This is a genomic window from bacterium (assembly GCA_020440705.1).
Lineage (GTDB): Bacteria > Krumholzibacteriota > Krumholzibacteriia > LZORAL124-64-63 > LZORAL124-64-63 > JAGRNP01.
Genome location: JAGRNP010000138.1, coordinates 1 through 8,873 on the forward strand (window position 1 = coordinate 1; position 8,873 = coordinate 8,873).

Sequence of the window (8,873 nt, forward strand, 5' to 3'; positions counted from 1 at the left end):
TGGCGCCGGACCTCTGGCCGGCCGCCGACGGCACCCTGACGCCCGCGCGCGAAGGGTGCGACGTGGGCGACGGACCGGCCCTCGCCGGGGGCCGCTGGGTCGTCGGCGTGACCGACCCCGTGCAGCCCCGCCACGCCCCGGTGCCCCGCAACGCCGGCGAGCGCCTGGTCTTCGCCCAGCTCTACGAGACCCTCGTCAACGTCGGCTGCGACGGCGAGGCCCGCCCCGGCCTGGCCAGCACCTGGGCCTGCACCGAGGACAGCACCACCTGGGTCTTCACCCTGCGCCCGGACGCGCGCTTCTGGGACGGCACCCCCGTCACCGCGCCGCGGGTGCGCGACGCCTGGCTGCACAACGCCGGCGGCGACGACGACCCCTCCCCCGCCTCGCCCTGGCGCTGGATCAGCGCCCGCGCCAACAGCATCAGCGCCGTCGACGCGCGCCGCCTGGCCATCCGGCTGCCCGAGCCCCACGCCCGCTTCCCGCAGCTGCTGGCCCATCCGGCGGCCGCCGTGGCCCTGCGCCAACCCGGCTGGACCTGGCCCGTGGGCTCCGGCCCCGCGCGCCTGCGCGCCAGCGACCCCGCGCCGCGACCCGACCTGGGCTGCCGCCCCAACCTGAATCATCCGGACGCGCCGACCTGGGACGAGCTCGTCTTCCACGTGCGGCCCGGCCTCGACCCGCGCGACCTGGTCGGCGACGGCATCGACCTGCTGGAGCTGCGCGACCGCGAGAACGTGGCCTTCTTCGACCAGGTGCCCGCCTGGGCCGTGCACCCCCTGCCCTGGGACCGGCAGTACGTCCTGGTCTGCCCGCCCGACATGCGCGACGACGGCCCCGACCCGTGGGCCGCCGCCGTGGCCGGCCTGGTTCCGGCGCGCGACGTGACCGCCGTCTCGGCGCGGGACTGGCCCCACGTGGACTTCCCCCGCGGCGGCGCCGTGTGCCCGCAGCTCTCCGGACCCATTCCCGCGCCCGACGCCGCGCCGCTGGCTTCGGACCTCGGCCGGGGCCGCCTCGGCCCCCGCACCATCGCCTACCCCGCGGGCGACGCGGCCGCCGCCGAACTGGCCGGTCGCCTGGGGCACCTGGCCGGCACCTCGGTCCGGATCGCGGGCCTCGCTGCCGTCGACTACGACCTGGCCCTGGAGTGGCAGATGTCCGGCGCCTTCGTGCTGCCCCTCGATCAGCTCTTCCCCACCGGCTGCCTGCAACTCGCCACCCTCATGGGGCGGGCCGCCTGGCTGCAGAAGGCGGGGCTCGACCGTCCCGAGGCGCGTGCCGGCGATTCCCTCGCCGCCGCCGACCGGGACGCCGCCTGGCGCGCGCCCGATCCGGCCGCCGTGCTCGCCGCCGCGGGCGTCGTGCATCCCCTGGCCGTCACCCGCAGCTGGCTCGCCGCCCGCGGCGAGATCGCCGGCCTGCGCCTCGACTTCGACGGGACACCGCTGCTGGCCGGACTCGGCCGGCCCGACCCGGCACCCCATCCGACGGCCGCCGGGGCGACGCCGTGAACCTGCGCGGGCAGATCCTGATCGGGGCCATCGTGCTGGCGGTGCTGCCCCTGGCGCTGGCGATCCGCGTCATCGGCACCGTCGTCGAAGGGCGTGTCACCGATCTGGACACCGAACGGGTGGCCGACCAGCTCGCCCTCGCCCGCGACGACCTCGCCCGCCAGAGCGCCGAGGTGGCCGTGCTGCTCGACGCCCTCGCCGAGACGGTCCGGGCCGACAACACCTTCCGCCTCGCCGTCAGCGGCGCCCGACCCGACCTGGCGCCCTACCTGCAGGGCTTCGCCGCCCGCCAGATGTCGCTCATGAACCTGGACATGCTCCAGATCCAGGACGAGGAGGGCCGCGTCGTCAGCTCGGGCCATTTCCCCTACGCCCACGGCCGCCTCGATCCGCGCCTGCCCGCCCTGCTGGCCCGCGCCCCCGGCGGCCAGGCTCTCATCAACGCCCGCACCCCCGAGCAGGGCTTCCTCGCCCTCGGCCGCGCCCGTCCGGTGGAGGTCGGCGGCCGCACCTTCCAGCTCGTGGGCGGCAAGCTCACGGACGCCCGCCGCCTCGAGAGCCTCGACCGCGACGGCGACCTGGCCCTGGCCATCGTCTGGCCCGACGGGCACGTGGCCACGGGCGACGCCCTGGCCGCGCGCCTCGCGCCGGGCCGCGATCCCCTCGAGATCGAGTACCGCCTGCGCCGCGACGGGCTGATCGTCCAGTCCGAGCACCTGCCCCTGGTGTGGGACGGCGAGCTGGACAGCGCGCGCCTGCTCGTGACCCACGACCGCGCCGGCCTGCGCCGCCTGCTGCGCGACCTGAACCTGTGGCTGCTCGGCGCCCTCGTCATCGCGGCGCTGGCGGCCATCGTCGCGGCCACCGTCTTCGCCGGCCGCGTGACCCGCCCCCTGCGCGAACTGGCCGCCCGCACCGAGGATCTCGATCTCGACCGGCTCGACGTGGAGTTCACCTCGCGCCGCTCGGACGAAGTGGGCCGCCTGACGCGGCTCCTCGGCGAGATGACGGCGCGGCTGCGCGACGGCGTGGCCCGCCTGCGCGCCGCCGAGCAGAAGGCCACCATGGGCGAGATGGCCCGCCAGGTGAACCACGACATCCGCAACGGCATCACGCCCCTGCGCAACGTGCTGCGCCACCTCGGAGAAGTCAGCGAGAACGAGCCCGCGGCCCTGGCCACCATCTTCGACGAACGCCGGGGCACCCTCGAGGACGGCCTGGCCTACCTCGAGGACCTGGCGGGCCACTACGCCAAGCTCAGCCCCGGCCGCGCGCCGGAACCCTGCCGCCTGGCCGAACTGGTCGCCGCGGTGATGCACGAACCGGGCGTGCCCCACGGGACGCGCCTGGTCAACGCCGTGCCCGCCGCCCTGCCGCCGATCATGGCCGACCCGGTGAGTCTGCGGCGCATTTTCGACAACCTGGTGCGCAACGCCCTCGAGGCCCTGGCGTATGGCGAGGGGACGGTCACCATCGACGCCGCGGTCGACGAGGACCCCCACACCGGCGAGCCCCGCATCCTGGTCAGCGTGAGCGACGACGGCGAGGGCATCGCCCCGGAGAACCTCGACGCGGTGTTCACCGACTTCTTCACCACGCGCGAGCACGGCACCGGCCTCGGCCTGAGCAACGTGCGCCGCCTGGTGGCCGACTGCGGCGGCACGGTGCGCGTGGCCAGCGCACCGGGCGCGGGCACCACCTTCACCCTCAGCTTCCCCCTGCCGGACGGGACCGAGACATGAGCCTGATCCTGATCATCGACGACATCGCCGCCATGCGCGACCAGTACGCCTACGACCTGAAGCGCCTCGGCGGCTTCGACACCGCCACCGCCGGCGGCGGCTCCGAAGGCCTGGCCATGATCGCGTCGGCGGCGCCGGACTGCGTCATCCTCGACCTCGAGATGCCCGGCGTGGACGGCTTCGAGGTGCTGGCCACCCTCAAGCGCCAGCAGAACCGGATCCCGATCATCGTCTACACGGGCACCGGCAGCTACGACCGCTGCGTGCGGGCGACCAAGCTCGGGGCCTACAGCTTCATCGCCAAGGACGAGCCCCTCGAACGCGTGGTGCGCGAGGTGGAGAACGCCCTGGCCTGGGCCGAACTGCGCGCCGAGGTGAAGCGCTACCGCCACCAGAGCGGCGACGACTCGCCGCTCATCGGCAGCAGCCGCGCCGCCGTGGCCATGAAGGAGCAGATCGACAAGCTCGCGAAGATTCCCAGCCCGGTGCTCGTGCTCGGCGAGAGCGGCAGCGGCAAGGAGCTCGTGGCGCGCCGCCTGCACGACGCGGGCCCCCGCGCGGGTCGGCCCTTCGTGGCCGTCAACTGCGCCGCCCTGCCCGACGCCATGGTCGAGTCGGAGCTCTTCGGCCACGAGCGCGGCGCCTTCACCGGCGCCGACCAGACCCGCAAGGGCGCCTTCGAGACCGCCCACGGCGGCACCCTCTTCCTCGACGAGATCGGCGAACTGCCGGCGCCCGCCCAGGCCAAGCTGCTGCGGGTGCTCGAGGACGCCGTCGTCACGCGCCTCGGCTCCCACAAGGGCACGAAGGTCGACACCCGCGTGGTCGCGGCCACCAACCGCGACCCCGAGGCCGAAGTCGCCCGCGGCGCCTTCCGGCAGGATCTGCTCTTCCGCCTCAACACCCACACGGTGCGGGTGCCGCCCCTGCGCGAACGCCTGAGCGACGTGCCCGACCTCGCGGCCCACTTCCTGCGCCTGGTCTGCGAGAAGTTCGGCGTGCGGCCGCGCACCTTCGCCGCGGAGACCGTCGGCCGCCTGCAGGCCCACGCCTGGACCCGCAACAACGTGCGCGAGCTGCGCAACGTGGTGGAGCAGCTCGTCATCGCCGGCGACGACGACGTCATCGGGCCCGACCTGCTGCCGCCCGGTTTCGCCGACGGCACGGTGCCGCCCCCGGCGCCCGGCCGCGAGGCGATGGGCCCCGGCCCGGCGCTGCCCGGCGGCACCCTCAGGGAACAGAAGGCGGCCGCCGAGCGGCAGATCGTGCTGACCGCCCTCGAACGCAACGACTGGCACATCACCAACACGGCGGCCCAACTCGGGCTCGCCGACCACAGCAGCCTGCTGAAGGTGATGCGCCGCCACGGCCTGAAGAAGTAACCGCAACCGATCTCCGGAGGGAACCCGCATGCGCGCGTCGCGAATCGTCCAGATCGTCCGGATCGCCCGGATCGTCCTCGGCCTGCTCGTCCTGGCTGCCGCCCCCGCCCTGGCCGCCCGCGGCGGCAACCCCTTCCTCGACTACCGCGGCGGCAGCTGGCTCGTGCCGCAGACGCCCGCCGTCACGGGCGGTCCCGTGGCCGGCCTCTTCAACCCCGCCGCCGCCGTCCTGAACGACGTGGGCGGCGCCGACTTCTGGTGGAACGACACCGACATCCGCTCCGGCCTGGACGACTACGGCTTCGCCCTCGGGCGCAACCTGAGCTTCGCCATGAACGCCACGACCTTCGGCACCCACGCCGAGAGCTGGAAGATCTACGACTACCAGCTCGGCCTGGCCGGCGGCTCGCGCGACCACGCCTTCGGTCTGGCCTACCGCTGGTCCAACGGCGAGACCGCACGCACGCCCCGCGAGGACGCCCTCGTCGTCGGCACGGTGAGCCGCCCCTTCCGCTGGCTCAGCTTCGGCGCGGCCGGCACCTTCGCCCTCGGACCCGCGGCCTACCAGGGCGTCTTCGACGTGGGCCTGCGCCCCCTCGGCACCGACCTGCTCACCCTGCACGCCGACTGGACCGCCAACGACGACGAGCGCTTCCTGGCCGACGGCAGCTGGGGCGCGGGCGTCGAACTGCGTCCCGTCGACGGGGTGCATCTGGGCTTCAAGGCCCGCGAAGCGGCCGACGGCGGCGACCCCGACTACGGCGCGTTCCTCGGCGTGACCCTGGGCTTCAGCACCTTCGGCGCCCTGCCGGTGTACAGCGGCGCCAGCGACGAGCGGCTGCGCACGACCTACCTGGTGCGGTCGAATCCGCCCCTGCGCGGGCTGCCCCTCGGCGGGCTCACCCTCGGCAAGCGCACCACCTACTTCCCGCTCAGCCTGGAGAACCGCGTCCTCACCTACCAGAAGTACCGCTGGTTCGACGACGAACGCATCGCCTGGCTCGACCTGCTGCCCCTGCTCGATGCGGTGCGCGACGCCGACGACATCGACATCGTGGCGGTGAACCTGGCCGGCTTCCGCGGCCGTCCGTCGCTGGTGTGGGAGCTGCGCGAGAAGCTGCTGGAGATCCGGCGCACGGGCAAGGAGCTGGTGATCCACGTCGACAACCCCGGCGCCCTGGTGTACTGGCTGGCCGCCATCGGCGACCAGGTGACCATCGACCCCTACGGCATGGTGACCATCCCCGGCCTGGCCCTGAGCCGCAGCTATCTCAAGGGCACCCTCGAGAAGCTCGGCCTCGGCTTCCAGGAGCATCGCTACTTCAAGTACAAGAGCGCGGCCGAGACCCTCAGCCGCGACCACATGTCCGACGCCGACCGCGAGCAGCGCCAGCGCATCGTCGACGTGATCTACACCACGTTCCGCGACGGCGCCGCCGCCGCGCGCGACCTGGGGCCCGACCAGTTCGACGCCCTCGTCGACGAGCAGGCCCTGCTGACCGCCGCCGAGGCCCAGGCCGCCGGACTCGTCGACGGCGCCGCCCGCTGGGACGGCGTGCTCAAACGCCTCCGCGACGAGCGCGGCGCGCGCCCCGTGCGCAAGGCGCCGCGCGACTACCCCCGCGAGTTCTGGGACGAGCAGTGGGGCCAGCCCGCGAAGATCCCGGTCGTCTACGCCGTCGGCCCCTGCGCCATGGACAGCGGCATCAACGGCCGCAAGACCAGCGCCTACCTGCGCGGCCTCATCGGCGATCCGGACGTCAAGGCGGTGGTGCTGCGGGCCGACTCGCCGGGCGGCGAGGTGCTGCCCAGCGACCTGGTCGCCGAGGCGATCGCCCAGCTCCGGGCCGCCGGCAAGCCGGTCGTCGTCAGCCAGGGCGACGTGGCGGCCAGCGGCGGCTACTGGATCAGCATGAACGGCGCCGAGATCCTGACCACGCCCCTGACCATCACCGGCTCGGTGGGCGTCATCAGCGGCTGGCTGTGGGACGACGGCTTCGCGGAGAAGGCGGGCGTCACGAGCGACGTCGTGCACCGCGGCGCCCACGCCGACCTCTACGCCAACGTGAACCTGCCCTTCCTCGGCGGCATCCCCCGCCGGCCCATGACCGACGCGGAGCTCGCCCGCGTCGAGCACGTCATCCGCGGCATGTACGGCCAGTTCGTGGACGCCGTGGCCCGGGGTCGCGGCATGACCCCCGAGGCGGTCGACGCCATCGCCCAGGGGCGCGTGTGGATGGGGCCCGACGCCGTGGCCAACGGCCTGGCCGACCGCCTCGGCACCCTCGACCAGGCCATCGGCCGGGCCCGCGAACTGGCGGGGATCCCCGCCGGGCGCGAGATCGAACTGGTCGAGTACCCGCCGCGGCCCCTCGTGCAGTGGCCCAGTTTCGGGCCGCGCCTGCCCGGCCTGTTCGGTCTCGGCACGTGGGTGAACGGCGGCCTGGCCCACCTCTACGGACGCGACGCCGAAGCCGCCGAGCCGGTGCCGGCCCTGCTCGGCGCGCCCGGTCTCGGCACCGCCCAGGTCGACTACCTGCAGAGCCTCAACGCCGCCCGCGGCGGCGCCGCGGTGCTGGTCGATCCGGACCTGCTGCCCGAGGCCTGGACCGGACACGACTGAGCCGGCCCCCCTTCCGCGACCCTCTTCCGACCGCGGCGCTTCGGCGCCGCGGTTTTTACGCATCTGTGGGCTGCGCCACACGTCTTCCCTGTGTCCCGCCGGACACACACAAGCTCTCCGATCCGCCGGACAATCTCACAAGATGTTGTCGGAAATCAGGTTGCAGACACCGGCATCGCGTCCGCGATCTGGCCGCGCCCTTGCGATATCCCGGGCAAGTCGCCAAGCCCGGGCGCCGGACGATCCGCCGCCCACCCCAACGCAAAGGAGCGCGTCATGAAGAAGCAGCCCATCACCACCCGCGAAGAGCGCAAACTCAAGTTCGCCGAAGCCGGCATCCTGTTCGTGCTGGTCCTCGCCATCACCATCTTCGTCGGCGTCCGCGTGGCCGACCAGGACGGCCCCGACGTCGCCGCCGCGACCGGAGCCGCCACTCCCGTCCGCTCCCTGTCCGACCTGCAGACCGGCGCCGGAGCCGAGTCCGTGGTCGCGGCCGAGGCCGAGACCGGGATCGCCGTGACCGCAGCGGAGCCCGAAGTCGCACCGGAACCGGAAGCCGCGCCCGTCCGCGGTCCCGTCACCTACGCCCTGGCCGAGGAGACCTACTTCGGCGGCGCGTACGGCGAAGCCGCCGAGCTCTTCGGCATCTACAGCGCCGAGCACCCGGACAACGCCTGGGGCCACTACATGCTGGGTCTGAGCGCGTGGAAGGCCGGCGACACCGTGGCCGCCGACGAGGCCTTCGCCGCCGCCCTGGCCATCAAGCCCGACCATCTGAAGAGCCTCATCAACTCGGCCCGCGTGCTCATCGAGCTCGACCGCGTCGCCGACGCCCGGGAGCGCATCGACGCCGCCCTGGCCCTGGCTCCGGCGAGCATCGAAGTGCGCCGCGTCTCCGCCCGGGTCGCCCACAACGAGGGCCACCTGGACGAGGCCGAGTCCGACTACCTGACCGTGCTGCAGGGCAAGGGCGACGACGCCTGGAGCCTGAACAACCTCGGCCTGATCCGCATCGAGCAGGAGCGCTTCGGCGACGCCCTGGCTCCCCTGGCCCGTGCCGCCTCGCTCAAGCCCGACTGGGCCTGCGTGCAGAACAACCTGGGTGTCGCCCTCGAGCGCACCGGCCACTACGTCGCCGCCGGCGAGGCCTACACCGCCGCCCTGGCCGCCGACGCCGGCTACGCCAAGGCCGACGAGAGCCTGGCCCGGGTCAACGGCCTGACCGAAACCGCCGACCTGGTCGCCATCGACCTGGCCGGGCTGGCCGAGAGCTTCGACCCCTTCCCGGCCCCGAGCTTCGCCGCGGCCGAGGCCGAGGTCGACACGATCGCGGTCGGCGACGAGTTCGGAGGCGCCATGGCCGACCTCGCGGTGGCGACCGCGGCCGGGGACGGGAACGACGACGATCCGGATCACGACGGACCGCAGGATCGCTGACGTTCCTTCCGGGCCGGGTCCCGCCGGATCCGGCCCAAGGAAAACCGCCGACCTTCGGGTCGGCGGTTTTCGCATTCTCTTTGGGTTGTGTCTCTGAGAATGTGTCCGGCCCACACCTTGCGGGTCGGACACCATGAACAAACACCCCGACGCACACCGAGCCTGGTTCCCACCC

5 protein-coding genes are annotated in these 8,873 nt (G+C 73.7%); all 5 read left to right on the top strand.

Going from position 1 to position 8,873, the window contains the following annotated elements; translation table 11 throughout:
- Positions 1-1,514, top strand: a 1,514-nt coding sequence (locus KDM41_15575; protein ID MCB1184848.1) for a hypothetical protein, incomplete at its 5' end; no start/stop codon positions are given.
- Positions 1,511-3,256, top strand: coding sequence for a HAMP domain-containing protein (locus KDM41_15580; protein ID MCB1184849.1), 1,746 nt, complete (start codon positions 1,511-1,513; stop codon positions 3,254-3,256). The genes KDM41_15575 and KDM41_15580, both read left to right, overlap by 4 nt.
- Positions 3,253-4,638: a sigma-54-dependent Fis family transcriptional regulator gene (locus KDM41_15585; GenBank protein ID MCB1184850.1), complete on the top strand. Its 1,386-nt coding sequence runs from the start codon at positions 3,253-3,255 to the stop codon at positions 4,636-4,638. Before KDM41_15580 ends, KDM41_15585 begins: the two co-directional genes overlap by 4 nt.
- A 28-nt stretch (positions 4,639-4,666) precedes the next feature.
- Positions 4,667-7,261 carry a S49 family peptidase gene (locus KDM41_15590; GenBank protein ID MCB1184851.1) on the top strand — a complete coding sequence of 865 codons (2,595 nt, stop codon included), beginning with the start codon at positions 4,667-4,669 and terminating at the stop codon, positions 7,259-7,261.
- A gap of 276 nt (positions 7,262-7,537) precedes the next feature.
- Positions 7,538-8,698: a tetratricopeptide repeat protein gene (locus KDM41_15595; protein MCB1184852.1), complete on the top strand. Its 1,161-nt coding sequence runs from the start codon at positions 7,538-7,540 to the stop codon at positions 8,696-8,698.
- Positions 8,699-8,873: the final 175 nt, after the last annotated feature.

Excerpts from the sequence above, each read along its gene's own strand:
- KDM41_15595 (MCB1184852.1), top strand. The coding sequence starts at position 7,538 with ATGAAGAAGCAGCCCATCACCACCCGCGAAGAGCGCAAACTCAAGTTC.
- KDM41_15585 (MCB1184850.1), top strand. The coding sequence starts at position 3,253 with ATGAGCCTGATCCTGATCATCGACGACATCGCCGCCATGCGCGACCAG.
- KDM41_15590 (MCB1184851.1), top strand. The coding sequence starts at position 4,667 with ATGCGCGCGTCGCGAATCGTCCAGATCGTCCGGATCGCCCGGATCGTC.